22 protein-coding genes and 1 pseudogene are annotated in these 25,953 nt (G+C 72.6%); 15 read left to right on the top strand and 8 right to left on the bottom strand.

The genetic code is table 11. The features are described 5' to 3' along the window. Nucleotides 1-15 precede the first annotated feature (15 nt). Nucleotides 16-2,151, top strand: coding sequence for an alpha-galactosidase (locus ASC60_RS12960; protein WP_055550241.1), 2,136 nt, complete (start codon nt 16-18; stop codon nt 2,149-2,151). 216 nt (nt 2,152-2,367) lie between these two features. Here the strand turns inward: ASC60_RS12960 and ASC60_RS12955 are convergent, their stop codons facing one another. After that, nucleotides 2,368-3,252, bottom strand: coding sequence for a hypothetical protein (locus ASC60_RS12955; protein ID WP_055550238.1), 885 nt, complete (start codon nt 3,250-3,252; stop codon nt 2,368-2,370). Nucleotides 3,253-3,502: 250 nt separating this feature from the next. On the opposite strand from ASC60_RS12955, the gene ASC60_RS12950 reads away from it, so the two are divergent. After that, complete coding sequence (locus tag ASC60_RS12950; RefSeq protein ID WP_055550236.1) at nt 3,503-4,690, top strand: GDSL-type esterase/lipase family protein; 1,188 nt, start codon at nt 3,503-3,505, stop codon at nt 4,688-4,690. On the opposite strand, the gene ASC60_RS12945 is transcribed toward ASC60_RS12950, so the two are convergent. From ASC60_RS12945 to ASC60_RS12935, 3 genes are all read right to left on the bottom strand, one after another. Next, a complete protein-coding gene (locus ASC60_RS12945) occupies nt 4,671-5,315 on the bottom strand; it encodes a hypothetical protein (protein WP_055550235.1) in 645 nt (214 codons plus the stop codon). The genes ASC60_RS12950 and ASC60_RS12945 overlap by 20 nt on opposite strands. A gap of 47 nt (nt 5,316-5,362) precedes the next feature. After that, complete coding sequence (locus ASC60_RS12940) at nt 5,363-5,947, bottom strand: hypothetical protein (RefSeq protein ID WP_234356924.1); 585 nt, start codon at nt 5,945-5,947, stop codon at nt 5,363-5,365. A 197-nt stretch (nt 5,948-6,144) separates the two neighbouring features. Next, the gene (locus ASC60_RS12935; RefSeq protein ID WP_055550231.1) at nt 6,145-6,927 is read right to left on the bottom strand and encodes a sulfite exporter TauE/SafE family protein; all 783 of its coding nucleotides are present in this window, start codon (nt 6,925-6,927) and stop codon (nt 6,145-6,147) included. A gap of 183 nt (nt 6,928-7,110) precedes the next feature. On the opposite strand from ASC60_RS12935, the gene ASC60_RS12930 reads away from it, so the two are divergent. The 8 genes from ASC60_RS12930 to nirD all read left to right on the top strand — a co-directional run bounded on the left by ASC60_RS12930 (nt 7,111) and on the right by nirD (nt 15,696). Further along, nucleotides 7,111-8,499, top strand: coding sequence for an ATP-binding protein (locus ASC60_RS12930; RefSeq protein ID WP_079038366.1), 1,389 nt, complete (start codon nt 7,111-7,113; stop codon nt 8,497-8,499). Beyond that, nucleotides 8,499-8,942, top strand: a complete 444-nt coding sequence (locus tag ASC60_RS12925) for a roadblock/LC7 domain-containing protein (protein ID WP_055550229.1) — start codon at nt 8,499-8,501, stop codon at nt 8,940-8,942. The genes ASC60_RS12930 and ASC60_RS12925 overlap by 1 nt, the downstream gene beginning before the upstream one ends. Continuing rightward, the gene (locus ASC60_RS12920) at nt 8,939-9,298 is read left to right on the top strand and encodes a DUF742 domain-containing protein (protein WP_055550227.1); all 360 of its coding nucleotides are present in this window, start codon (nt 8,939-8,941) and stop codon (nt 9,296-9,298) included. Before ASC60_RS12925 ends, ASC60_RS12920 begins: the two co-directional genes overlap by 4 nt. Continuing rightward, complete coding sequence (locus ASC60_RS12915; protein ID WP_370592909.1) at nt 9,282-10,046, top strand: ATP/GTP-binding protein; 765 nt, start codon at nt 9,282-9,284, stop codon at nt 10,044-10,046. The genes ASC60_RS12920 and ASC60_RS12915 overlap by 17 nt, the downstream gene beginning before the upstream one ends. Then, nucleotides 10,043-11,344 (top strand): cytochrome P450, encoded by a 1,302-nt coding sequence (locus ASC60_RS12910; RefSeq protein WP_055550225.1) that lies wholly within the window; start codon nt 10,043-10,045, stop codon nt 11,342-11,344. The genes ASC60_RS12915 and ASC60_RS12910 overlap by 4 nt, the downstream gene beginning before the upstream one ends. Further along, nucleotides 11,341-12,603, top strand: a complete 1,263-nt coding sequence (locus ASC60_RS12905) for a cytochrome P450 (protein WP_055550223.1) — start codon at nt 11,341-11,343, stop codon at nt 12,601-12,603. The genes ASC60_RS12910 and ASC60_RS12905 overlap by 4 nt, the downstream gene beginning before the upstream one ends. 97 nt (nt 12,604-12,700) lie before the next feature. Next, complete coding sequence (gene nirB, locus ASC60_RS12900) at nt 12,701-15,325, top strand: nitrite reductase large subunit NirB (RefSeq protein WP_055550221.1); 2,625 nt, start codon at nt 12,701-12,703, stop codon at nt 15,323-15,325. After that, nucleotides 15,322-15,696 (top strand): nitrite reductase small subunit NirD, encoded by a 375-nt coding sequence (nirD, locus tag ASC60_RS12895; protein WP_055550219.1) that lies wholly within the window; start codon nt 15,322-15,324, stop codon nt 15,694-15,696. Before nirB ends, nirD begins: the two co-directional genes overlap by 4 nt. Here nirD and ASC60_RS12890 read toward each other — a convergent pair. From ASC60_RS12890 to ASC60_RS42820, 4 genes and pseudogenes are all read right to left on the bottom strand, one after another. Further along, the gene (locus ASC60_RS12890) at nt 15,679-16,878 is read right to left on the bottom strand and encodes a hypothetical protein (protein ID WP_234356923.1); all 1,200 of its coding nucleotides are present in this window, start codon (nt 16,876-16,878) and stop codon (nt 15,679-15,681) included. The two genes, nirD and ASC60_RS12890, sit on opposite strands and share 18 nt — an antisense overlap. 81 nt (nt 16,879-16,959) lie before the next feature. Continuing rightward, nucleotides 16,960-18,138 carry a CU044_5270 family protein gene (locus tag ASC60_RS12885; protein ID WP_055550217.1) on the bottom strand — a complete coding sequence of 393 codons (1,179 nt, stop codon included), beginning with the start codon at nt 18,136-18,138 and terminating at the stop codon, nt 16,960-16,962. A 1-nt stretch (nt 18,139) separates the two neighbouring features. Continuing rightward, on the bottom strand, nt 18,140-18,673 hold the full coding sequence (locus tag ASC60_RS12880) for an RNA polymerase sigma factor (protein ID WP_055550215.1): 534 nt from the start codon (nt 18,671-18,673) through the stop codon (nt 18,140-18,142). A 25-nt stretch (nt 18,674-18,698) separates the two neighbouring features. Further along, a pseudogene (locus ASC60_RS42820) lies at nt 18,699-18,902 on the bottom strand (endo-1,4-beta-xylanase); the annotation flags it as partial. Nucleotides 18,903-19,248: 346 nt separating this feature from the next. On the opposite strand from ASC60_RS42820, the gene ASC60_RS12875 reads away from it, so the two are divergent. The 5 genes from ASC60_RS12875 (at nt 19,249) to ASC60_RS12855 (ending at nt 25,951) form a co-directional block, all read left to right on the top strand. Further along, nucleotides 19,249-20,292: a LacI family DNA-binding transcriptional regulator gene (locus ASC60_RS12875; protein ID WP_055550213.1), complete on the top strand. Its 1,044-nt coding sequence runs from the start codon at nt 19,249-19,251 to the stop codon at nt 20,290-20,292. Between the two features lie 143 nt (nt 20,293-20,435). Further along, nucleotides 20,436-21,746 carry an ABC transporter substrate-binding protein gene (locus tag ASC60_RS12870; RefSeq protein ID WP_055550211.1) on the top strand — a complete coding sequence of 437 codons (1,311 nt, stop codon included), beginning with the start codon at nt 20,436-20,438 and terminating at the stop codon, nt 21,744-21,746. Next, a complete protein-coding gene (locus tag ASC60_RS12865; RefSeq protein ID WP_055550209.1) occupies nt 21,746-22,648 on the top strand; it encodes a carbohydrate ABC transporter permease in 903 nt (300 codons plus the stop codon). Before ASC60_RS12870 ends, ASC60_RS12865 begins: the two co-directional genes overlap by 1 nt. Nucleotides 22,649-22,704: 56 nt before the next feature. Further along, complete coding sequence (locus tag ASC60_RS12860) at nt 22,705-23,553, top strand: carbohydrate ABC transporter permease (protein WP_107097065.1); 849 nt, start codon at nt 22,705-22,707, stop codon at nt 23,551-23,553. Nucleotides 23,554-23,590: 37 nt separating this feature from the next. Continuing rightward, entirely contained in the window at nt 23,591-25,951 is a 2,361-nt protein-coding gene (locus tag ASC60_RS12855; RefSeq protein WP_055550205.1) for a glycoside hydrolase family 3 N-terminal domain-containing protein, read from the top strand. The last annotated feature ends 2 nt before the right edge of the window (nt 25,952-25,953 follow it).

The following is a 25,953-nucleotide window of genomic DNA, read 5'->3' as shown; positions in this document are numbered from 1 at the left end:
CGGAAGGGGCGTGGCGTGCTGCAGACGTTCACCTGGGGCCATGCGGCGCTCACGGCCGCGTTCGCGACCGGGCCGGACGGGGTGCTCCGGCTGATGCGGCTGGGGCCCCCGGGCGAGGCCGCTCCGCCGGACGAGGGCGCACCGCTGCCGGTGGTGGAGGTGCTGGCGCTCGGCTACGGCAGCGAGTGGTCGGGGCAGCGCGGCATCGAGACGGCGCTCGGCGCGCGGCTGCGGTACCGCGGCCACCGGACCGGGACGGGCCAAGGCGAGAGGGGCGAACGCGGCTGGCACCGGCTGACGCTCGACCTCCACGACCCCGGCTCCGGCCTCACCGCCGAGGTCCGCCTCTCCTCCCCCGACGGCCTGCCGGTGCTGCGCTCCGAGGTGCGGCTGACCAACGAGGGCACCGGCCCGCTCGTCGTCCAGGCCGTCCCCGGCCTCGTCCTCGGCGGCCTCCCCTCCCCCGACGCCCTCGACGTGCACTGGGCGCACAACGAGTGGCTGGCCGAGTGCCGTTGGGTCGCCGTACCGCTGCGCGACCGGGTCGTGGACCTGTCGCGAGGCGCCCACGGCCGCGACAGCCGCGCCGCCCTCGTCCTCGGCGGTGTCGGCAGCTGGCCCACCGATGGCCATCTGCCGATGGGCGCCCTGACCGAGCGCGCCACCGGCCGGGCCTGGCTCTGGCAGATCGAGTCGCCGGTGGGGTGGCGGTGGGAGGCCGGGGAGCGCGCCCACGGGACGTACGTGGCGCTCGGCGGCCCGACCGACGCCGAGCACCAGTGGCGGATGCGGCTCGAACCCGGCGCGTCGTTCACGACCGTCCCCGCCGCCCTCGCGCTCGCCGGCCGGGGCGGTTTCGACGCGGCGATGGCCCACCTCACCGCGTACCGCCGGGCTGTCCGGCGCCCGCATCCCGACCACACCGCCCTGCCCGTCGTGTTCAACGACTACATGAACACCCTGATGGGCGACCCCACCACCGAGCGGCTGCTGCCCCTGATCGACGCCGCCGCCCGGGCCGGGGCCGAGTACTTCTGCGTCGACGCGGGCTGGTACGACGACACCGGCGCCTGGTGGGACGGCGTCGGCGCCTGGCAGCCCTCCACCCGCCGCTTCCCCGGCGGGCTTCAGGCCGTCCTCGACCGCATCCGCTCCCTCGGCATGGTCCCCGGGCTGTGGCTGGAGCCCGAAGTCGTCGGCGTCCGCAGCCCGGTGGCCGCCGAACTGCCGGACGACGCCTTCTTCCAGCGCGACGGCGTACGCCTCACCGAAGACGGCCGCCACCACCTCGACCTGCGCCACCCCGCCGCCCGCCGCCACCTCGACACGGCCGTCGACCGCATCGTCGGCGACTGGGGCGTCGGCTACCTCAAGCTCGACTACAACATCAGCGTCGCCCCGGGCACGGACTGGGATCCGGAACACGGCCGTGCCGCCCCCGGCGCCGGCCTGCTCGCCCACGCCCGCGCCTACCGGCGCTGGCTGGCCGAAGTGCTCGACCGCCACCCCGCCCTCGTCATCGAGAACTGCGCCTCGGGCGGTATGCGCATGGACGGCTCCTCACTCGCCCTCACCCAGCTCCAGTCCACCAGCGACCAGCAGGATCCGCTCCGCTGCCCGCCCATCGCCGCCGCCGCCCCGACCGCGGTGCCACCGGAGCAGGGCGCGGTGTGGGCGTACCCGCAGCCCGGCTTCACCGACGACGAGATCCGCTTCACGCTGACCGGTGCCCTGCTGGGCCGGGTCCACCTGTCGGGCCACCTCGACCGGATGACACCGGCCCAACTGGACCTCGTACGCGACGCCCTCGCGGTGTACCGGCAGGTCCGCCCCGACCTGCCCTCCGCCGTCCCCTTCTGGCCGCTGGGGCTGCCGGGCTGGGAGGACGCGTGGGTGGCGCTGGGGCTGCGTACCGGCGAGGGCCGGACCGGGCGGACGTACCTGGCCCTCTGGCGCCGGGGCGGCGAGGCACCCGAACGGGCCGTGCCGCTCCCCCACTTGGCGGGCCGCGCGCTGCGTGTCGACCACCTCCACCCGGCCGCCGCTTCGGGCACGACGTGGTTCCCGGACCGCGCCGAACTCACCGTCGCGCTCCCCCACACCCCCGCGGCGCTCCTGCTCCGCCTGACCGCCGCCGAGGGCGACGGCTAGTGCCGCGTCAGTCAAGGTTTGCCCGGTAGCGAGGCGTCCTGGTGCGGTCAGATGCAAGGCGCCGGATCGGCCTCGTAGTGGGCCTACTCGGTCGATTCGGCAACGCCGCAGATGGCCGTGCCAGGGCGGCGAGCGGGGTGAACCTTGGCTGACGCGGCACTAGCGGATATCGCGGCAGGTCACCCGTTCTGGCGCCCGGCGCGAGGGCGCCGCCGGTCAGGCGGCGGGGCGCCGCAGGGCGCGCAGTACCTCGGCGTCGCTGGCCGGGCGCGCGGTGCGCAGCATGCGGCGCAGCTCGTCGTGGTCGGCCGGGCCGCTCGTGCCGCGTGCGGTCACCGTGAGCCGCATCCCGTCGCGGTGCGCCCACAGGACGACCTCGACGACCCCGCTGCCGAGGTGCCGGGTCGTCCCGGCGATGCCGTCACCGCCCGGCCCGTGCTCGCGCGTCACCATGAACGCCACGTCGGCCGCGCCCGGGACGTACGGGAGGTAGTGGACGCGGAAGCCGTCGACCGTCAGGTTCCCGTTGCCCGCGTCCACGCGGTATCCGGCGGGCGCGTCGGGCAGCAGCAGCTCCTGGCGGGCCAGTGAGGTGCCGGACATCAGGCCCCGCATCTCCCTCTCCTGCTGGGACTTGTGCGTGACGGCCGTGCCGTACGCCATCACCCCGAGCACCGCCACTCCGGAGATCAGGCGCACCGTCACCCCCGCGATGAACAGCGCGGCCACCAGCGCGTACGGCACCCCGCACAGTGCGGCGCGCTGTGCGGGCCCGCCCACGTGCAGCGCACCGGAGCGCCAGGCCCCGATGCCCGCCGCGAGCCCGACCGTGCCGCCGAGGAACACCGTCGTGGCCCAGCCGAGCCGTCCGCCCGCCGTGTGGCACGGCCGCACCACATGGCCCACCGGCGCCACGCCGACCGCGAGCACGCTGACCATGGCGGCCGCGCCGATCGCGACGGCGGGCAGCCGGTCGACGTCGAGTCCGAGCCCGTGCCGGAAGCCGATGCGGTAGGTGCGCGGCACCACCAGTGCCCCGGCCGCCCACACCAGCCCCAGATACAGGGCGAGATGCGTCCATCGTTTCCCCGTGGCCTTCACCCCTCGATCATGTCAGGGCGTCTCCCCCGAGGGCCTGAGCACCCCTGCCTACGTCAGTCACCACCGCCGCCCCCGCCGCCGGTGTCGTGGTCGTGGTCGTGGCCCGGCCCCCGTCGTCGAGGGTCTCGCCCAGGCGGATCAGACGGTGGCCGAGGCCGGGCGTCGGCGTCAGCACTTCAGAGAGAGAGGTGAGGTTGACCGCACCGGACCCGAACTTGCCTAAATCTATTAGGCAAATCCATAATCTCTTATGCCTGAGCGACGACGGACCGAGCTGACCACCCCCATCACCCCTGAACTCCTGCGCGGCGCTCTCGATCTGGAGCGCACCGCGCACGGGCTGCTGCCGCACCGGTTGCCGGCCCGGGCCCGCGCGCAGTGCGCCGACGGGCAGTTGGCCATGGCGGAGGCTCAGTCCTCCGGCGTACGGCTGGTGTTCCGCACCCGGGCCACGGCCGTCGAACTGGACGCGCTCCGCACCAAGATGGCCTACCGGGGCGCTCCGCCCCGCCCCGACGGGGTGTACGACCTGCGTATCGACGGCCGCCTGACCGCGCGGGCCAGTGTGACCGGCGGCAACGTCCGGACGGCGGACATGACCACCGGATCGGTGGAGACCACCCCGGGCCCGGTCGGCACCGTACGGTTCTCCGGGCTGCCCGACCACATGAAGGACGTCGAGATCTGGCTGCCGTACAACGAGATCACCGAGCTGGTCGCCCTGCGCACGGACGCCGCCGTCGAGGCCGTACCGGACAGGGGCCGCACAGTGTGGCTGCACCACGGCAGTTCCCTCAGCCATGGCTCCAACGCCGAGAGCGCCAGCACGACCTGGCCCGCGCTGGCCGCCTCGCTCGGCGGCGTGGAGCTGATCAACCTCGGGCTGGGCGGCAGCGCCCTGCTCGACCCGTTCACCGCCCGTGCGATGCGGGACACTCCGGCGGATCTGATCAGCGTCAAGATCGGTATCAATCTGGTCAACGCCGATCTGATGCGGCTGCGCGCCTTCGGCCCGGCGGTGCACGGCTTCCTCGACACCCTCCGCGAGGGTCACCCCCGCACGCCGCTGCTGGTCGTCTCCGCCACGTACTGCCCCATCCACGAGGACACCCCCGGCCCCAGCGCCCCGGACTTCTCCCGGATCAGCGAGGGGAGGCTCCAATTCCGGGCCACGGGCGACCCCGCGGAGCGTGCGGCGGGGAAGCTGACGCTCACCGTCGTACGAGACGAGCTGGCCCGCATCGTGCGGCAGCGGGCGGCCGACGACCCCCATCTGCACTACCTCGACGGACGCGACCTCTACGGCGAGGCCGACTTCGCCGAGCTGCCGCTGCCCGACCAGCTGCACCCGGACGCGGCCGCCCACCGCCGCATCGGCGAACGCTTCGCCGACGCGGCGTTCGGCACCGGCGGCCCGTTCACCGCAGCGCTCGGCTGAGGACGGCGAACACGCCCCGGCTCTCGCCGCCGTCGGACAGCTGCCAGGTGGCGATGACATGCCCCTGGGCCTCGGGCGCCTGCCCAGCCGGTTCGAGGACGCGCCTCACGTCGAGGGTCAGCCGCCCCTCCGCCACCGCGAGGCGGGTCCCGTCCGGCCCGTTGGTGACGGACGCGGCGCCCACCGCGTCCGGAACGTCGGCCGCCTGGACGGTGACGGACGGATCGGGAGCGTCGGACACGCTCTGCATCTGCGGCTCGGCGCGGCCCTGGAGGAGGGCGAACAGCTGGGCGACGAGGACCGGGTCATGGGTCCCGTCGTACACCCACCGCCGCCCCAGCACCCCGTGCTCCGACGTGCCGATCAAGGCCTGTTCGGCCCCGCCGAGCGGGGCGGCGCGGTAGCTGAGCGGCAGGTGGTACCAGACGGGGCGGTCCCCGGAATCGTCCCTGACCACCATGAACTCGATCCCCACTTCGCCCTGCGGGTCATCGAGCCGGAAGCCCCCGGCCCTGGACAGCTCCGGCTCGCGGCCCGCGCCGGGATACCACGGCTGGGCGGGTAGCCAGGACGTCAGAAGCTCCAGCTTGGTGGGGCGCATGGTGGTTTTATGGATGACAGCCATGCCTCCTGAAACCCCTCCCGACGGCGCCGTGTTCCCCATGACGGCCATCAGCCGGGGCCCGGCATCCCGATCCCCCGGCCACGGCGGACATGACCACGGCGACCCGCCAGGACCGCCATCAGCGTCCACGTCACCGTGCCGCCGATCAGACCGCCCAGCCTGCCAGCGGCGTCCACCTCATCCGCTTGCTCCATCGGCACCTCGCCCTCCGGATCCCGCAGGACGTCCAGCCGTTCGCCCACCTTCGGAGCCCAGGTGTCACCGCCGTACTCCAGCTTCTCCTTCAGCTCCTTTCCGTCCGTGCCACGGAGGGTGAAGCGATGGTTGTCGCCGGACGTACCGGCCGCGCTGTCCGCCACGATCACCACGCTCTCGCGTACGCCACGCCGCTCCAGGGCCGCTTCGGGCGCGTACTGGACCGCCCCGACGAGGACGAACAGCCCGGGGGCGGCGGCCAGCACGGCCAGCCAGAAGGCGCGGTGGAGCAGGCTCAGCAGCACGATGAAGACGAGGCAGAGGACCAGCCCGACCGCGATCGGCACCGCCTCCGAGCCCACGGCCAGGTAGGCGACCCAGGTGGTGGCCGCCGCGGCCGCCCACGCGAACACCACCAGGGCGGCTGTGCGTCGCACCGATGTCCATGGGTTGACCCTGCCGCCGCGTATCCCCGTTGTCATTTCCGCTCCTTGTGTCGCCTGCCGCTCCCCGCGGTCTCATCCGCTGGAAGACGCCTGGTCAGGCGAAGGGTATGAGACCGATGGCCAGAGTTGCCGAGGCGCACCCCTGCCTGGCTGGTCACCGCCAACCGCCCGAAGTCGCCGGACCCGGCTCAGGACAGCCACTGGTCGTAGCCCAGCTTGACCACCAGGGAGACCACGACCAGCACCAGGATGCCGCGGACGAAGCCGCTGCCCCGCTTCAGGGCCATGCGCGCGCCCACCATGCCGCCCGCCAGGTTGAAACAGGCCAGGAGCGCGGCCAGGCGCCACAGCACCGTGCCCTGGAAACCGAAGGTGACCAGGGCGCCCACGTTCGTGCAGACGTTGACGACCTTGGCGGTGGCCGAGGAGGTGACCAGGTCGGTGCCCAGCGTCGCGGCCAGGGCGATGACCAGGAAGGTGCCGGTGCCCGGGCCGATCAGGCCGTCGTAGAAGCCGATGCCGAGGCCCACGCCCAGCACCGCGGCGAGCACGCGGTGGCGGGACAGCGGGCCGGCGAGGGCGGGGGCGGTGCCGAAGGCGGGGCGGAGGAGGACGAACGCGAGGACCGCCAGCAGGACGACCATGATGAGCGGGCGCAGGACGGCGCCGTCGATGCCGGAGGCGAGGGAGGCACCGGCCAGGGAGCCGATGGCGGCCGCGATGCCGATGCGTACGGCGATCCGGACGTCCACCGGGGCCTTGCGGGTGTACGTGACGGCGGCGCCCGTCGTACCGCAGATGGCGATCGCCTTGTTGGTGCCGAGGATGTACGTGGGCTGGAAGCCCGGCAGTCCGACCAGCAGGGCGGGGAGCAGCAGCAGGCCCCCGCCTCCGACGACGGCGTCGATCCAGCCGGCCGCCCCGGCGGCCAGGCAGAGCAGGAGCAACGTCATCAGCGGTATGTCAGGCATGGTCGGGAGCCTATGGTCCGGCGTGCCGAAGCCTGGATGCGGCCTGCGCCTACCGCATGTTCGGGCCGCTGTGAAGGCGTGATCCGTCACGGGTGAGAGTTTGGCAACTACCAAGCGACACTGATCAGTTGATGAGTAGTATCTGCCCGGTTCATGGCCGTGTCCCGGATGGAGGTGTCCTAGGTGCTATCGGGGACGGTGGCCGTCATCGTGGCTTTGTCCGTCGTTGTGGTGCTGGTGTCGCTCCTGGGGCTGATGTGGGTCTCCAGACTGCGCGGAGCCCTCGCCCGGTCCCGGGCGGCGACGGAGCGGGAACGGGCCGTCGCCGAACAGGAACGCGCGACCGCCGAGCGGGAGCGGGCGCGCGCCGCCGAGCGCGCCGAGGAGATCGCCCGGCTGGCGGCCGTACGGGCGGAGCTGGACGAGGCGGCCCGCCGGGAGCGGATGCTGCGCGACTCCGTCCAGGCGTCGTTCGAGTCCGTGGCCCGGAACATGCACGCCATGTCGACCGTGCAGCAGCAGGTGCTCGACGGTCTGGAGCAGCACGTGGCCGACGCGCGGCTGATGGCCGAGGTGATGAAGGCCGACCACGCCGCCGCGCAGATGACCCGCAAGGCGCAGACCCTGCTGGTGATGTGCGGGATCTGGCCCGCCCGGCGGGAGACCCGGCCGGTGACGCTCTTCGACTGCGTGCGCGGCGCCCAGTCGCGGATCGTGGAGTTCGGGCGGGTGGAGGTGCACGGGGGGCAGACGCTGTACGCGGTGGCACCGGCCGTCGAAGGGCTGATGCACGCGGTCGCCGAACTGCTGGAGAACGCGACGGTGTTCTCCCCGTCCCGCACCCAGGTGGCCGTCTCCGTCCGGGAGGTGGCGGCGGGCGCGGTCATCGAGATCGACGACGCGGGCCTCGGCATGCCGACGGACGTCCTGGCACAGGCCACCGGACAGCTGCGCGAGGGTCTGGATCTGGCCCAGTTGGGAGCGGTCCCGCGGCTGGGCCTCGCCTGTGTGGGGCGATGGTCGCGGGAGCTGGGCTTCGGCGTCGAGCTGTCGGCCGCCTCGGCGTACGGCGGGACCCGGGTCGTGGTCTTCGTACCGCACCGGCTGCTGACCGAGCCGGTGGACAGCGCCCCGGAGACGGACGCCGAGCCGGTGGTCATCGAGCCGGTGATGGCGGAGCCCGCCCGCGCGGACCCGGCGGCCGCGGCGGGGGACGCCCCCACGGCGGGCGGCGGCGGCCTTCCGCAGCGCCGCAACCGGCGCCGTACGACCCCGCGTACGACCCCGCGTACGACCCCGCATACGCCCCCGCCCGCGAGCCCGCGTACGGCCGCCCCGGGCGCCGATGACGTCCCGCAGGCCGTCGCGGACGCCGACCCGTGGACCCCCGAGGCCGCCCGGGCCTCCATCGCGAGCGTGGTGTCCGGCACCCGCCGCGGGCGGGCCGAGGCCGCGGACACCGACCGGGTGCGCGTTCCTGATCACGGCCGGGACGGGGACGGGGACAGGGACGGGGACAGGGACGGGGACGGGGACCGAGAAGATCACGAGGACCGAGAAGGAGGCCGGTAGTGGCCGGAACCATATCCAGGCTGCCCGACGTTGGATGGATGCTGCGTCCTTTGACCCGGATTCCGGGGGTGCGGCACGCCGTCGTCGTCTCGGAGGACGGTCTGCGCATGGGGCACGGCTCCGCCGAGGGACTGACGGGAGAGGTCTCCGAACTGGGCGTCGCCGAGGCCGAGTCGCTGGCCGCGGCCTGCGCGGCGCTGACGGTGACCAGCCAGTCCACGGTGTCGCTGCTCTTCGGCGAGGAGGCGGGGGTGAGACAGCTGATGATCGAGTCGGACGGCGGTTTCGTCCTGTTCACCTCGGCCGGTCAGGGCGCCTCCCTGGGCGTGGCCACCGGCACGGAGGCGGATGTCGGCCTGGTGGCCCAGCAGATGCAGGTGCTGGTGGCGAAAATCGGCGCCCATCTGAGCAGCCGGCCACGGGAGCAGATCAGCGCGCCATGACCGAGCCCGATGAGGAACGAACCACGACCGCGGTGCGCCCGTACGTGATCACACGCGGGCGTGCGGGTTCCTCACGGGACGCTCTGCCGCTGGAGACGCTGGTGCAGGCCTCCGGAAGCGCCCTGCCCCCGGCCCTTCAGCCCGAGTACCGGCGGATCGTCCGCCGCTGTCAGGGGCTGCTGTCGGTGGCGGAGGTCGCCGCTCACCTCGGTCAGCCACCTGCCGTGGTGCAGGTGCTGCTCGCCGATCTCATCGACTGGGGGCACATCGTGGCGCGCCCGCCCATCCGGGTGGCCGAGCGCGCCGATATGGACTTGCTGAGGAAGGTGCTCGATGGGCTTGAAAGCAAGCTCTGAGATCTCGATGCCCGACACCGGCCGCACCGGCGGTGCGAACGGCGTGGAGGGTGCGAACGGCGTGGACGACGACATGGATGACACCCACGGCATGAACGGCACGGACAGCACGGCGCCCGTGAACGGCGTGGATGACGTGGACGGCATGGACGGCATGGACGACATGGACGACGCGACGGTCATGTACGTCCAGCCCAGCGTGTCCGGCGCGGCGAAGATCCTGGTCGTCGGGCCGATGGGGGTCGGCAAGACCACGCTGATCGGCACCGTGTCGGAGATCAAGCCGCTGTCCACCGAGGCGACCATGAGCCGGGCGGGCGCCCGGCTGGACACGGCGGTGCGGCCGACGAAGTCCACCACCACCGTCGCGCTGGACTTCGGGCGGATCACGCTGGGCGGCGATCTGGTTCTGTACCTCTTCGGCACCCCCGGCCAGCAGCGTTTCCTGCCCGCGTGGAAGGACCTGGCGCGCGGCGCCCTGGGCGCGCTCGCGCTGGTCGACACCCGCGATCTGGAGGCGTCCTTCGACGCCATCGGCCATCTGGAGGACCTGGACGTTCCGTTCTCGGTGGCCGTCAACTCCTTCCCGGACAGCGTCCTGCACACAGAGGACGATCTGCGCTCGGCGCTCGATCTGCTCCCCCACACCCCGCTGGTCATCTGTGACGCGCGCGAGCACAGGTCGTCGGTCAAGGCGCTGATCTCGCTGGTGAGCCATCTCATCGAGTCCGTCACGGAGGCGACATGACGGCGTCGGGCGCGGCCGGTACGGCGATGCAGCGGGTGCCCCTGTACGGGGCGGCGCTGGACGGGCCGCTGACCGAGAGTTACGAGCGGATGCGCCGCGACCACGGCAATGTGGTGCCGGTCGAGATCGCGCCCGGGATCGAGGCGTGGCTCGTCATCGGCCACCGCGAACTGCTCCATCTCACCCGTGACGAGCAGTACTTCTCGCACGATCCGCGCCGCTGGACCCCGCTGCGCGACGGCCGGGTGCCGGCCGATTCGCCGCTGATGCCGCTGGTGGGCTGGCGGCCCGCGCTGCTGTTCGCCGACGGTGCGCAGCACCGCCGGATGCGTTCGGCGGTGGCCGACGCGCTGGGCCGGGTGAACGGGCACGAGCTGATCCGTATGGTGCGGGCCACCGCGGAGCGGCTGGTCGCCGGGTTCGCCGATCGGCACCGGGCCGACCTGGTGGCGCAGTACGCGCGCGTCCTGCCGCTGCAGGTGGTCACCGAGTTGCTGGGGCTCGACGAGGAGAGCGGACCGCGGCTGGTCGAGACGCTGACCACGATCGTCGCCCCGACCGTGGCCGCCACCGGCGCCAACAAGCGGATGGGCCGCATCCTGCTGGAGCTGATCGCCTGGAAGAAGCAGCGGCCGGGCGCGGACCTCACCTCCTGGCTGCTGGAGCACCCGGTCGGGCTGAGCGACGAGGAAGTGCTGCACAACCTGGTGGTGATCATCGTCGCGGGAAACAACACCACCGTGAACTGGATTGCCTCCACCACGCAGATCCTGCTCACCGATCCCGCGTTCCGCTCCTCGCTGGCCCGCGGCCACCTCACCGTGGACGACGCGCTGGACCTGGTGCTGTGGCGCCAGCCGCCGACCCAGAACTTCCCCGGCCGCTACGCCACCCGCGATGTGCGCCTGGCCGGCCAGGACATCCGCGCCGGGGACATGCTGATCCTGGGGCTGGCCGGGGCGAACGCCGATCCGGAGGTGCTTCCGGAGGACGGCCGCCCGGTGGTCGGCAACCGCTCGCACCTCGCGTTCGGCGCGGGCCCGCACACCTGCCCGGCGCAGGACCCGGCCCGCCTGATCACCCGTACCGCCGTGGACACGCTCCGCCACCGGCTGCCCGATCTGGAGATCGCGGTACCGGAGGAGCAGCTTCCGTGGATCACCTCGCCCTGGTCCAAGGGGCTGGCCAAGCTGCCCGTGCGGTTCTCCGCACCGCAGCTCGCCGCCGACGCCCCGGCCCCACCTCCGCCCCACCAGTGGCCCCCCGCGCCCGACTCGCCTCCAGGAGACCGCAGATGACCGACGGCCGCTGCCCCGTACCGCACGACACCCCCGTCTCCCCTGACGGCCCCGCGCCGCACCGGCTGCACCCCGACGACCAGCACGCGGTCAACACCCGGTTACGCGCACGCGGGGCAGCGGTCCCGGTCCTGCTGCCCGGTGACGTGACGGCGTACGCCGTCACCCGGCACGAGGAGCTGAAGTCCTTCCTCACCCATCCCGACGTGGCCAAGAACGCCTGCCACTTCGCTGCCCTGCGAAGCGGTGAGATCCCGCCCGGCTGGCCGATGCTGACCTTCGCCACCGTGCGGGGCATGACCACCGCCGACGGCGAGGACCACAAGCGGCTGCGGTCCCTGGTGACCCGGGCGTTCACCCCGCGCCGGGTGGAGGCGCTGCGCCCGGTCGTCCACGAGCTGACCGGCACCCTGCTGGACCGGCTGGCCGAGGCCGCCGCCGCGGACCCCGGCGGGGTGGCCGATCTGCGCCGCCACTTCGCGCTGCCGCTGCCGATGAGCGTGATCTCCCGGCTCCTGGGCGTCGACGAGGCGTACCAGGACCGGCTGCACGAGCTGTCCAACGAGATCGTCTCCACCGCCACCGCGCCCGAGCGGGTCCCGGAGGCCAACCGCGAGATGGTGACCATCCTCGGCCAGGTGGCCGCGGCCCGGATGAAGGACCCGGGCGACGACCTGACCAGCGCGCTCATCGCGACACGGGCGGAGGACGGGGACCGGCTCAGCGAGGAGGAGCTGATCGGCACCCTGATCCTGACGATCATCGCCGGGCACGAGACCACCCTCAACCTGATCACCAACGCCGTACGGGCGCTGTGCAACCACCGCGACCAGCTGGAGCTGGTCCGCTCCGGGGCCGCGGCCTGGGACGACGTGGTCGAGGAGACGCTGCGGTACGACAGCCCGGTGAGCCACTTCCCGTTCCGCTACCCCACCCGGGACCTGCCCGTCGGCGACGCGGTGATCCCGAAGGGCACGCCCGTGCTCGCCTCGTACACCTCCGCCGGGCGCGACGAGCGGGAGTACGGGCCGGACGCGGACCGCTTCGTCGTGACCCGGGCGGCGCGCCATCTGTCCTTCGGCCACGGCGCCCACTTCTGCCTGGGCGCCCCGCTGGCCCGGATGGAGGCCGTGATCGCCCTCGAAGGGCTCTTCACCCGCTTTCCCGGCCTCGATCTGGCGGTCCCGGACGATCAGCTCGTGCCGCACCGGAGCTTCGTCGGCAACAGCCCGCAGAAGCTGCCGATCACGCTCCGCTAGGGCTCACAACGGCTGAGGCCGCGCGCTGAGGGCAGCGTTGCGTCCGGGAAACGACGGTGATGCGGTCGGGAAACAGCGTTCCCGCACGCTTCCTGGCATGACGAAGAGCGCACCGAAGTCCGAGACTGCCACCCCCACGATCGTGCTCGTCGGGCACGGCATGGTCGGCCAGCGCTTCCTGGAGGCCCTGGCCGACCGGGGCGTGACGAGCCGCGCCCGGGTCGTGGTGCTGTGCGAGGAGCCCCGGCCCGCGTACGACCGGGTACAGCTCACCTCGTACTTCTCCGGCCGGACCGCGGACGATCTGTCCATGGTCGAGGACGGCTTCATGGAGCGGCACGGCATCGAGCTGCACCTGGGCGACCCGGCCGAGGCCATCGACCGGGCGGCGCGCACGGTCACCGCGCGCTCCGGGCTCACCGTCACGTACGACACGCTCGTGCTGGCCACCGGCTCGTACCCGTTCGTGCCGCCGGTGCACGGCAAGGACAGCGCGGGCTGCTTCGTCTACCGCACGGTCGAGGACCTGCTCGCGATCGAGGAGTACGCCAAGGACCGGGCGACGGGCACCGTGGTCGGCGGCGGGCTGCTCGGACTGGAGGCGGCGGGCGCGCTCAAGGGGCTCGGGCTGACCACGCACATCGTGGAGTTCAACGCCCGGCTGATGGCGCTCCAGGTGGACGAGGGCGGCGGCGCCGCGCTGCGCCGCACCGTCGAGGACATGGGGCTGATCGTGCACACCGGCGTCGGCGGCAAGGAGATCATCGCCGACACCGGCGGCGCGGTGACCGCCATGGCGCTCTCGGACGGCTCGTCCATCGACACCGATCTGGTGATCTTCTCGGCCGGGGTGCGCCCGCGCGACCAGCTCGCCCGGGACTGCGGGCTGGACGTCGGCGAACGCGGCGGCATCACCGTCGACGAGCGCTGCCGCACCAGCGACCCGGCGGTGTACGCGATCGGCGAATGCGCGCTGACCGCCGACGGGCGGGTGTACGGGCTGGTCGCGCCCGGGTACGAGATGGCGCAGACCGTCGCCGACGACCTGGCCGCGGTGGACTGCGAGGGCTTCACCGGCGCCGACACCTCCACCAAGCTCAAGCTGCTCGGCGTGGACGTGGCGTCCTTCGGCGACGCCCACGGCACCGCCGACGGCTGTCTCGACGTCGTCTACTCCGACGCCCGGGCGGGCGTCTACAAGAAGCTGGTGGTCGGCGCCGGCGGCGAACTGCTCGGCGGGGTGCTGGTCGGCGACGCCGAGTCGTACGGCATGCTGCGGCCGCTGACCGGTTCCGTGCCGCCCGTCGCCCCCGAGCAGCTGGTGCTGCCCGCGGGGCTGGGCGCGCCCGCCGCGCTCGGCCCGTCCGCGCTGCCGGACGACGCGGTCATCTGCAGCTGCCACAACGTCACCAAGGGCTCGATCCGGTCGGCGGTCACCGATCACGGGTGCGCCACCGTGCCCGAGGTGAAGAAGTGCACCAAGGCGGGCACCGGCTGCGGAAGCTGCGTCAAGACGCTCACCACGCTTGTCAACGACGAGCTGGAGGCGAGCGGGATCAGCGTCGACAAGGGGCTGTGCGGCTGCTTCGGGTACACCCGCGCCGAGCTGTACGAGATCGTCCGCACCCTGCGCATCACCACCTACGCGCGGCTGCTGGAGGGCCACGGCCGCGAGGAGGCGCGCAGCGGCGACGGCTGCGAGGTGTGCAAACCGGCCGTCGGCTCGATCATCGCCTCCCTCGCCCCGACGCTGGGCACCAGCGGCTATGTCCTGGACGGCGAACAGGCCGCGCTGCAGGACACCAACGACCACTTCCTGGCCAACCTCCAGCGCAACGGGTCGTATTCGATCGTGCCGCGCATCCCCGGCGGTGAGATCACCCCGGAGAAGCTGATCGTGATCGGCGAGATCGCCCGGGACTTCGGCCTCTACACGAAGATCACCGGCGGTCAGCGGATCGACCTGTTCGGCGCCCGGGTGGACCAGCTCCCGGTGATCTGGGCCAAGCTGGTGGACGCCGGGTTCGAGTCCGGGCACGCGTACGGCAAGGCGCTGCGCACCGTGAAGTCCTGCGTGGGCCAGACCTGGTGCCGCTACGGCGTCCAGGACTCGGTGCGCATGGCCATCGACCTGGAGCTGCGCTACCGGGGCCTGCGCTCCCCGCACAAGCTGAAGTCGGCCGTCTCCGGCTGCGCCCGCGAATGCGCCGAGGCGCGCGGCAAGGACTTCGGCGTCATCGCCACGGCAGCCGGCTGGAACCTGTACGTCGGCGGCAACGGCGGCGCCGAACCGCGCCACGCCGATCTGCTCGCCCAGGATCTGAACGACGAGGAGCTGATCCGGCTCATCGACCGCTTCCTGATGTTCTACATCCGCACCGCCGACCGGCTGGAGCGCACCTCGGCCTGGCTGGAGCGCATCGAGGGCGGCCTGGACCACGTACGGGACGTGGTGGTCCACGACTCCCTGGGGCTGTGCGCCGAACTGGAGGCGCTGATGGCCGACCACGTGGCGGGCTACCGCGACGAGTGGGCCGAGACCATCAACGACCCGGAGCGGCTGCGGCGGTTCGTCTCCTTCGTCAACGCGCCCGAATCACCCGACCCGACGGTCGCCTTCGTCCCCGAGCGCGACCAGGTCAAGCCGGACCTGACGCTGCTGTCCGGCCCCACCATCCCCGTCCGTACCGCACGCACTCTCGAAGGGACCTCGAGCCGATGACCATGGCGCCCGAGCGGATCGACCTCCGCGTGGAACTCCTCATCGACCAGCGGTGGTTCGCGGTCTGCGACCTCACCGACCTCATCCCCGGCCGTGGCGTGGCCGCCCTGCTGCCGGACGGCAGCCAGGTGGCGGTCTTCCTGGACCGGGCGGGCCGCCCGTACGCGATCGACAACCGCGATCCGTTCACCGGCGCGTACGTCCTCTCCCGGGGGCTGCTGGGGTCGGCGGACGGGCGGCCGTTCGTGGCCTCGCCGCTGCTCAAGCAGCGCTTCGACCTGGAGACGGGGCGGTGCCTGGACGATGAGACGGTCACCGTCCAGGCCTACGCCACACGGGCCGGTGACGTGATGTCAGCGCAGGTCGCGTGAGACCAGCATCCCGCACTGGACGGGATCGCTCGCGCAGCCGGCCGTCCCCGCGGCGAACACGCCCTTCGTCCCGGGGACGCCCGCGATGCCGAGCACCGAGGACATCTCACTCTTCCCGGTGACGTCGGCGGGCAGCTTCTCGGTCACCCACGCGTTACCGGTCCAGCGGGACAGCACGGAGTGGGGGTCGCCCGGGGTCCAGCCGGCGATCCACAGCCGTCCGGCACCGTCCGCGCCCACGGCGTTCGCCTCCTCGACGGGGAGCGCGGGCAGCGACTCCCAGCGGCTGCCGGTCCAGCGGGTGGCCATGGTGGCCGCGGGCCTGTCCTCGTTGGTCTTGCCGACCAGATAGACCGAGTCACGGCCGGTGGCCACGGCGTGGCCGGACGTCCAGCCGGTCGGCGACGCGCTGGGGGTGGGCACCTCGCGGACCGTCCAGCCGCCGCCGTTCCAGTGGTACAGCAGCGGTGCGGACACCGTGCCGGTGACGGCGTCGGCGGTGACCCAGACGTCGTCCGGTCCGGTGCCGGTGATCTCCGAGGGGCGCACGTCCCCGCCGCCGGGTGCGGCGGGGAGCGACACCTTCTGCCATCCGGAGCCGGTCCAGCGCTCCAGGTAGCCGGTGTCGGCGCCGCTGTTGGGATCCCAGTCGAAGCCGGTCAGCCAGGCGGCCTTCTTGCCGAAGGTGGCGATGTCGGCGACGAAGCCGAGCGATCCCTCGGGCGCGGCGGGGTGGTCGGTCCTGTTCCACCGCTTCCCGTCCCAGTGCTGGAGCACGATGGAGGTGTTGTCGTCCAGCGTGCCGGCCGCCCAGGCGTCGTCGGGCGCGGAGGCGGCGACCTCCTCCAGGCGCGCGGCCTTGCCACCGGTGGAGGCGGCGGGCACGTCCCTCCAGGCGGTGCCGTTCCAGTGCCTGATCAGCGGGGTGGACCCGGCGGGGCCGTCCGTCGTCCGGCCCACGGTCCAGGCGTCCCCGGCGCCGGTCGAGGCGATGTCCCAGAACTCCCGCGAGGCGGTCTCGCTCAGCGGCGTCAGCAGCTTCCACGGGGTGGCGGCGCCCGAAGTGGCGTCCGGCGCGGCGTTCGCCGGGGTGCCGAGGGTGCCGAGCGCGACCGCGCACACCGCGACCGCCGTGCGCAGCCATCCGCGGCGCGTTCCGGTTCGCCCTGTGGTTCCGGCCATGTGGTGCTCCTTCTGCTCGGTGTGGGGTTCTCAGAAGGAAGTGGCCGCCGCCCGGCGTTTCTTACCGGCCGCCCCGAGCGATTATTCGGGGGTCTTCAGCTGCCGGTCGGTCCACTCCGCCCGCACGGTGGCGGTGTAGTTGACCACCGTGCCGGCCGTGAGCCCCGCCTCGGCGGCCTTCGCGTTCGGCTTGGTCAGCGTCTGCCGGTCGGCCAGCAGGGCGCCGGTCGCCGGGTCCACGATCAGCTCCGACCGCACGGCCCCGTAACCGGGCCCCTCGACCGCGGGCAGGGCGAAACCGACCCCCTTGCGGCCCAGCGGGTCGGTCACCTCGCCGAGCGACCGGATGCCCGGCAGGCCCGCGATGACGCGGTACGCGGCGGCCCGGACCCCGGGCTTCACCGGCAGGGTGATCAGCCCGGCCGCCTGCTGCCACATCCACTCGGTGCGGTCCTTGACCTCGCTCCCGCCGTCCTCCGTGTACAGATCCGCCAGCACCTCCTTCAGCTTCGCGGCGTCGCCGGGGAGTTTCCGCAGGTCCGCGTAGGTCACATTGCGCGCGCCGAGGGCGGCGATCTCGTCACCGAGGTTGGTCCGGTCAACCATCGGCCGCTTCCTGCCCCGGTCCTCCATCGGCAGAGCCAGCGTGCCGCCGTCGTCCTCGGCGGCGAGCGTCACCTCCTTGGGCAGTCCGGCGGCCCGCCAGCGCTCCCGGTCCCGCGCGGTGCGGGGTTCGACGGCGGCGTCGAGCCCCCTGATCTCCAGGCTCTCCGTGCCGGGCCGCACCCCGACGGACCGCTGCCCCCGCTCGGAGTCGACGACCGCGAAGGTCTGCCCGGAGTGCTCGACGACGCCGGTCCAGGCCGATCGTGTGGTGGTCTGCCAGTACGTGCCCTCCTCGGCGGGACGATCCGCCCGGGCGGCCACGTTCAGCAGCGCGAGACGGCCGTTCCCGGGGGTGTGCCGGGGGCCGCCGGTGGCGGGCCCGGCGGTGGCCCGGGAGCCGTCCACGCCCTGGGGGCCCTGGGGCAGGGCCGCCACGACCACCCCGGCCGCGGCCGCCGCCACCGCGACGGGCAGCGCCCAGCGCCAGGTGAACGGCCGGGCGGAGCGGCGGGTTTCCGGCGCCTCCGGCGCACCGGCCAGGATGGTGATCAGGTCGTGCCGGGCGCGTGCGGAACCGGCCAGCTGGTCCGGGTCCAGCTCCCGGGGCCGCGCGTCCGCCAGCGTCTTCATGACATCGGGCCGCGTGCGTGCCATGTCAGTGCTCCTTCACTGTTGCTTTCGGGTGGGCGTGAGAGAACCCGACCGCGTCCACGGCCCGTTCCAGCCGCCGCCGGGCCCGGTGCAGCCGGACCGAGAAAGTGGCGGTGGTACAGCCGAGGACGCGCGCGGCCTGTTTCGGGCCCAGCCCGTGCCAGGCGACCAGCGTCAGCAACTCGCGGTCGGCGGCGGACAGCCCCGCCAGGGCCTGCAGCGCCGCCGCGCGTTCGGTCACATCGGCGGCCACGTCGTCGACCCGGGCACCCGAGGTGATGAGGCGCCGCGCCTCCTCGGCGGCCAGCGCGTACTGCCGGCCGTCGCGGCGCCGCAGCTCACGGGTCAGATTGCGGGCCACGCCGAGCAGCCACGGCAGCGGCGGCGTGGGAATGTCCCGCATCCGGCGCCAGGCGACGGTGAAGGTCTCACTGGTGATGTCCTCACCGACCTGCCGTCCCACCAGGCCGGCGGCGTAGGCCAGCACACGGGGGTGGCACTCCTCGTACAGGTCCCGGAAGCGTTGGGCGTCGGTCACGCGCCGTCTCCTCATCTTGGCTCTCTCACCTGGGAATGGCGGGGAGCCGCGATTTCTTACAGGCGCGTCGGGTCAGGCGCGATCGCCCGGGCGGCGCGGCGGTGTCCCGTCCGGGCCGCCCAGGGCGGGTCATGATGGGGCGCAGCTCGGTGTCGGAGAACGAGCCGTTCTCCAGCCGGCCCGGCATCTGGCTGTGCCAGACCAGAGTGTGGCCGTACACCTTCTGGTTGTTGGCCTGGGCGAACGAGACGAGGCGGTCGGCGGCGGCCCACCGAGCCGTCCGTCGTTGACGGCCGTGCCGACGAAGCGGCCGGTGCGGGCGGCGACTTCGCGCAGCGTGGGGTTGGCGGCGTGGGCGTCGGCCTGGGCGGCGGGGCCGAAGGCGAGCGCTGCGGAAACCGCCGCCAGCGTGGTGGCGTGGGCTCTGCGTAAGCTCAGGAGCTGGAGCTTCATGGGGATTGTCCCTCTCTTCTCTTCACGTCTGATCCGGTTTTCCGGAAGACTTCTGCAAGGTTGCGAGGGTACGACCGGAAAGTCAGAGGCGGGCATGAGGCCCGTCAACGGAGGAGGCGGAAATGGCTACGGAGAGCGCGGGCCCCGACGGCGGTACCAAGCCGAAGGTGACGATCACCGCCATCGCCCAGGAGGCCGGGGTGTCCGTCCCCACGGTCTCGCGGGTCGTCAACGGACGGTCGGACGTCTCCCCCGAGACCCGGGCCAGGGTCGAGGACCTGCTACGCGTCCACGGCTACCGCCGCCGTCACACCGCCCCCGGCGACCGCGCCGCCCTCGTCGACCTGGTCTTCAACGACCTCGACAGCCCCTGGGCCGTGGAGATCATCCGCGGGGTGGAGGAGATCGCGCACCAGGACGGTGTCGGTACGGTCGTCTCCGCCATCCACGGGCGGGCGGGCTCGGCCCGGCAGTGGCTGAAGAACCTGCGGGCCCGCGCCTCGGACGGGGTGATCCTGGTGACGTCCGTCCTGGAGCCGGTGGTCCACGCCGAGCTGCGGCGCCTGAACGTCCCCATCGTGGTCGTCGACCCGGCGGGCTCCCCCGCCCTCGAGGCCCCGACCATCGGCGCGACCAACTGGGCGGGCGGCATGGCCGCCACCGAACATCTGCTGAGCCTCGGCCACCGCAGGATCGGCCTCATCGCGGGCCCGCCCCGGCTGCTGTGCAGCCGGGCGCGGCTGGACGGACACCGGGCGGCCCTGGAGGCGGCGGGTGTTCCGTTCGACCAGGCTCTCGTCGCGCAGGGGGACTTCTACCACGAATCCGGTTTCCACGGCTGCGACCAGCTCATGGCCGCCCCCACCCCGCCCACCGCCGTCTTCGCCTCCAGCGACCAGATGGCCCTGGGCGCCATCGAGGCCCTGCGGAGGCGGGGGCTGCGGGTGCCGGAGGATGTGAGCGTGGTCGGCTTCGACGACCTCCCCGAGGTCCGCTGGTCCGCCCCGCCCCTGACGACGGTGCGTCAGCCCCTGGCCGACATGGGCAAACTGGCGGCCCGCACGGTGCTGCGGCAGGCCCGGGGCGAGGAGATCGACTCCCCTCGCGTGGAGCTGGCGACCCAGCTGATGGTGCGGGCCAGCACCGCCCCACCGACGGCCGGCTGATCCCCCGCCCCGCCCCTTCCCGAACCCGGGGCCGGAGCCCCGGGCCCGGGTCGTTGCCGGAGGTATTGACACCGCGTCAGGCCCCCCATACCGTCCACGCAACCGCTTCCGAGAATTATCGGTCTGCTTCCGGAAGGCACGTGATGCGCATACCTCGGTCAAGGTCATCTCTCCGTGCGACGGGCCTCGCGGCGGCAGCCGCACTCGTGTTGGGGGGAACGCTCAGCGGCTGCGGAAGCAGTGGGCCCGGAGGGTCGGGCAGTGGGGAGATCAGCGTCTGGGTCTACCAGGACCCCTCGACCAAGGTGCAGCGCCAGGTCGCCGAGCGGTTCAACAAGACCTCGAAGATCAAGGTCAAGCTCACCCAGGTGCCCGGCGACGGGTATTCGGACAAGCTGCGCACCTCCATGGGCACGCCCAACGCGCCCGACGTGTTCTTCAACTGGGGCGGCGGCAGCATCAGCGAGTTCGTCAAGAAGGACATGCTGCTGGATCTCGACCCCGCGATGAAGAAGGACCCGTCGCTGCGGAAGGGGTTCATCCCGTCGATCCTCGACGCGGGCGCCGTCGACGGAAAGCACTACGGCATCCCGATGCGCGGAATGCAGCCGGTGATCCTCTTCTACAACAAGGACGTGTTCAAGAAGGCGGGCGCCGAGCCGCCCACGTCGTGGAACGACATCCTGGGGCTCATCGGCACCTTCAAGGGCAAGGGCGTCACCCCGTTCGTCGTGGCGGGCACCGACCCGTGGACCGAGCTGATGTGGGTGGAGTACCTGGTGGACCGCTACGGCGGGGCCGGGGTGTTCAAGAAGATCCAGAGCGAGGGCAAGGACGCCTGGGGCGACCCGGCGGTGCTGAAGGCGGCGCAGGCCGTCAAGGACCTGGTGGACCGGGGTGCGTTCGGCAAGAACTACAAGTCGGTCAACTACACGGCGGACGGCGCGTCCACGTACTTCGCCAAGGGCAAGGCGGCGATGCACCTGATGGGCAGCTGGGAGTACGCCAACCAGAAGACCAACCAGCCCGCGTTCGCCAAGTCGGGCCTCGGCTGGACGACCTTCCCGGCCCTCCCCGGCGGCACCGGCGACCCCAAGAACGTGGTCGGCAACCCGACCAACTACTGGTCGATCAGCGGAAAGCTCAAGGGCAAGAAGCAGCAGGCGGCGATCGACTTCGCGAAGTTCGCGGCCAAGCAGGACTACGCCAAGGCGCTGATCGCCAACGGCGACGTTCCCACCACCTCCGACGCCTCGTCGCTGCTGAACGGGCACGAGAACCCCACGTACGCGAAGTTCCAGTACGACATGGTGCGAAAGGCCCCGGACTTCACGCTCTCCTGGGACCAGGCGCTGCCCGCCAAGTACACCCCGCCCCTGCACACCAACGTCCAGAAGCTGTTCAACGGCCAGCTCAGCCCGGCGGCGTTCGTGGACGCCATGAAGGGCATGTGATGGCGGACACCGCCACCCGGCACCAGAGCGTGGGGCGGCCCAGCGCCGTCTGGGCCCTGCCCGGCGCCCTGTTCTTCGTCTTCTTCGCCGTCGCCCCCATGGTCCTCGTCGTCGCGCTGGCCTTCACCGACTGGGACGGCATCGGCACCCCGCAGTGGGCGGGCCTGAGCAACTGGACCCGGCTGTGGGACGACCCCGAGACCCATCAGGCCATCCGGCTCAGCCTCGTCCTCACCGTGCTGACCTGGCTGGTCCAGACCCCGCTGGCGCTGCTGCTCGGGGTCTGGGCGGCGGGCCGGCAGCGCAACCGGGCCGTGCTGTCGGCGGTCTTCTTCCTGCCGCTGCTGGGCTCGTCCGTCGCGCTCGCGCTGGTCTGGAAGTCGCTGCTGGACCCGAACTTCGGCCTGATCGCCGACATCGGCCCGGCCCTGGGGTTCGAGGACGGCGATCTGCTGGGCAGTTCCACGGGCGCGTTCGGCGCGATCCTCTTCGTCACCGCGTGGCAGTTCATCCCGCTGCACACGCTGATCTACCAGGGCGGCGCCCGGGCCGTCCCGCGCTCGCTCTACGACGCGGCGGCGATCGACGGGGCGGGCACCGTACGGCAGTTCTTCTCGGTCACCCTGCCGCAGCTGCGGAACACCATCGTCACCTCATCGGTGATCATGGTGGTGGGCGCGCTGACCTTCTTCGACACGGTCCTGATCCTCACCAAGGGCGGCCCCGGCTCCGACACCACGATCATGCCGTATCTGATGTACAAGAACGGCTTCCAGGCCTTCGACCTCGGCTACGCGAGCGCCGTCGCGACCATCCTGGTCGTCGTCGCCACCACCGTCTCCCTGCTGCTGGTACGGCTCACCGGCTTCACCGCGATGCGCAGCACCCGGGAGGGCATGTGACGGACGTCCTGCACGGCCGCCCCTCAGACGGCGTCCATACGCCGAAAAGGACCCCGGTGGCGTCACGCCCCCGCCGGCGCCGCCGGGGTCCGTCCCGCCGCAACTACCCCGCCGGGCTCGGCGCGCTCATCTGGCTGGCCATCGTCGGACTGCCGCTGTACGTGCTGGTCGCGGCCACCTTCCAGACCCGTAACGGCTACATCGACGACGGCCCGCTGGCCCTGCCCGACCACCCCACGCTCGCCAACTACCGGCGGGTGCTCAGCTCCGGCTTCGTCCACTACCTCCTGAACACCGCGCTGGTCACGGCCGTCTGCGCGGCGCTCGTGATCGTGCTGTCGGTGACCGTCGGCTACAGCATCGTCCGCACCCGCAGCCGTGTCTCCCGCCGCGTCTTCCAGATCTTCCTGCTCGGGCTCGCGATCCCCTCCCAAGCGGTGATCATCCCGATCTATCTGGTCATCACCAAGCTGCAGCTGTACGACACCCTGCTGGCGGTCATCCTGCCGACGGCCGCGTTCTCCCTCCCGGTCAGCGTGCTGATCCTGGTCGGCACGATGCGCGACATCGACGAGGAGATGTACGAGTCGATGGCGCTGGACGGCGCGAGCCCGATCCGGGTGCTGCTGCAGCTGGTCGTCCCGCTGTCCCGGTCCGGGATCTCCACGGTCGGGGTGATGTCCGCGCTGCACGCCTGGAACGGGTTCCTCTTCCCGCTGATCCTCACCCAGTCCAAGAGCAACCGGCTGCTGACGCTGGGCCTGTACGACTACGTCGGCGAGTTCCGGGTGGACACCCCGGCGCTGCTCACCGCGGTCGTGCTGTCCATCGTCCCGATCTTCCTCGTGTATCTGTTCGCGCGGCGCCAGCTGATCAACGGCCTGATGGGCGTGGGCGGCAAGTAGACCGTCCGCACACCCGCCGCTCACCACAAGGAGCTTCATGCCTCACCCCTGGCAGGACACCTCCCTCCCCGCCGAGGACCGCGCGGACGATCTGCTCTCCCTCATGACGCTGGAGGAGAAGCTCGCCCAGCTGTACAGCGTGTGGCCGGGCTCGCAAGCCCAGGAGGGCGAGGACGTCGCTCCGCTGCAGCACGAGGTGGCGGAGGACGTGGACCTCGACGACCTCCTCCCGCACGGCCTCGGCCAGCTGACCCGTCCGTTCGGCACGGCTCCCGTGGACCCCGCCGAGGGCGCCGCCGCGCTCGCCCGCACCCAGGCCCGTATCACCGCGGCGAACCGCTTCGGGATTCCCGCGCTCGTCCACGAGGAGTGCCTGACCGGCTTCACCGCCTGGCACGCCACCGTCTTCCCCACCCCGCTCGCCTGGGGCGCGTCCTTCGACCCGGCGCTGGTGGAGCGGGCCGCCGGACTCATCGGCGGCTCGATGCGGTCGGTCGGCGTCCACCAGGGCCTCTCGCCCGTGCTGGACGTGGTGCGGGACGCGCGCTGGGGGCGTACGGAGGAGGCGATCGGCGAGGATCCGTACCTGGTCGCGACCGTCGGCACCGCGTACGTCCGGGGGCTGGAATCCGCCGGGATCGTCGCCACGCTCAAGCACTTCGCGGGCTACTCGGCCTCGCGGGGCGCCCGTAACCACGCGCCGGTCTCGATCGGCCCGCGCGAGCTGGCGGAGGTGATCCTTCCGCCGTTCGAGATGGCGCTGCGGGACGGCGGCGCCCGCTCGGTGATGCACTCCTACAACGACCTCGACGGCGTCCCCTCCGCCGCCAACCCCTGGTTGCTGACCGAACTGCTGCGGGAGCGCTGGGGCTTCACCGGCACCGTCGTCGCCGACTACTTCGGCGTCTCCTTCCTGGAGCTGGCCCACCACGTCGCCGACTCCCCCGGGCGCGCCGCCGCCCTGGCCCTCGCGGCGGGCGTGGACGTCGAACTTCCGGCCGTGCGCTGCTACGGCACCCCGCTGCGGAACGCCGTACGGGCCGGGGAGGTACCGGAGGGGCTGGTCGACCGGGCGGTGCGCCGGGTGCTCACCCAGAAGTGCGAGCTGGGGCTGCTGGACCCGGACTGGTCACCGGAAACCGCTGATGCCCCGCAAGCCGTCGACCTCGATCCGCCCGCGATGCGGGCCGTCGCGCGGCAGCTGGCCGAGGAGTCCGTGGTGCTGCTCGCCAACGACCGGGACGTGCTGCCGCTGGCGCCCGCCGCCCGCATCGCCGTCGTCGGACCGCTCGCCGACGACCCCGCCGCCATGCTCGGCTGCTACACCTTCCCCCGCCACGTCGGCATCGAACACCCCGAGCTGCCCATGGGGGTCGAGGTGCCGACGCTGCTCGCCGCGCTGCGCGCCGAGCTGCCCGACGCCCGGATCAGCCACGCCGAGGGGTGCGCAGCGCCCGGCCCCGCCGCCCCGGCCGGGTCCGGTTCGGCGGGGGCGGCGGCGCTGACCGCCGAGAGCCGGCTGGCGCAGGCGGCGCGTACGGCGGCGGACGCCGAGGTGTGCGTGGCCGTGCTCGGCGACCGCTCCGGGCTCTTCGGCCGCGGCACCTCGGGCGAAGGATGCGACGCCGCCGACCTCGAACTCCCCGGTGAGCAGGGCGCGTTGCTCGACACCTTGCTGGCCACCGGCACGCCCGTGGTGCTGGTGCTGCTCACCGGCCGCCCCTACGCCCTCGGCCGCTGGTCGGGGCTGCTGGCGGCCACCGTGCAGGCGTTCTTCCCCGGCGAGGAGGGCGGCCCGGCGGTGGCCGGGGTGCTGGGCGGGCGGGTCGGCCCGTCCGGGCGGCTGCCGGTGAGCGTGCCGGCCGCGCCGGGCGGCCAGCCCTGGACGTATCTGCAGCCCCCGCTCGGCCACCGCAACGACGCCAGCACCGTCGACCCGACCCCGCTGTTCCCCTTCGGCCACGGGCTGACCTACACCTCGTTCACCTGGGACCGCCCGGGGGCGGACGCCGCCGAGGTGCCGACCGACGGCGAGACGACGGTACGGCTGACCGTGCGCAACACCGGCGAACGGGCCGGGACCGAGGTGGTGCAGCTGTATCTGCACGACCCGGTGGCCCGCACCGCCCGCCCGGTGGTTCGGCTGATCGGCTACACCCGGGTGCCGCTGGGCCCGGGCGAGTCGGCCGAGGTGCACTTCACCTTCCACGCCGACCTCGCCTCTTACCCGGCGGACCAGGACGGCACCCGGATCGTGGAACCGGGCGCGCTGGAGCTGCGGTTTGCGTCCTCCAGCGCCGAAGCCGACGTACGCCACACCGTCCCGCTGACGCTGACCGGGCCCGAGCGCCGGGTGGACCACCGGCGGCGGCTGGTGTGCGAGGCGCGCGTGAAGTAGGC

The sequence above is a fragment of the Streptomyces sp. NBRC 110028 genome, from assembly GCF_001417735.1.
Classification (GTDB): Bacteria; Actinomycetota; Actinomycetes; order Streptomycetales; family Streptomycetaceae; genus Streptomyces.
This window is presented reverse-complemented; position numbering and strand designations above follow the sequence as displayed.